Raw genomic sequence first — 462 nt, forward strand, 5'->3', positions numbered from 1 at the left:
CGCCACCGGCATGTTCCGCATGACCGGGATGTCCGCGTGCCGGACGGGCGCCGCCTGCGCCGGCACGGCGGACGAAGTGAAGACGACGATCGCCTACGGCTCCAACCTCAACGCCACCTCGACGAGCAGCGGCTCGGGCGACGGCACGCTGACCGCGACGAGCACGATGACCTACGATCCCGTCGGCAATCTGCTGACGGTGAACGGCCCGCTGCCGGGAAGCACGGACAGGGTGCGCTACCATTATGATGCGATGCGGCGGCGGACTGGCGTCGTTTCGGCCGATCCCGACGGGGCGGGCACGCTCAAACATCGCGCGCAGCGCACTACCTACAACGCGCTGGGGCAGGTCACCGATGTGGAGACCGGCACCGTCACTGGCCAGACGGATGCGGCCTGGGCGGCGATGACCGTGCTCGAGAGCGTGGATACGAGCTACGATGCCTATCACCGGCCGGTGCG

Annotated in this window: 1 protein-coding gene; it reads left to right on the top strand. The window is 68.8% G+C overall.

Annotation, left to right across the window (positions count from 1 at the left end; translation table 11 throughout):
* Window positions 1-462 (top strand): hypothetical protein (locus tag AC2JF9_RS09010; RefSeq protein WP_500727083.1); only part of this gene is annotated, 462 nt, incomplete at both ends.

Source organism: Lactobacillus sp. C449L, assembly GCF_059900815.1.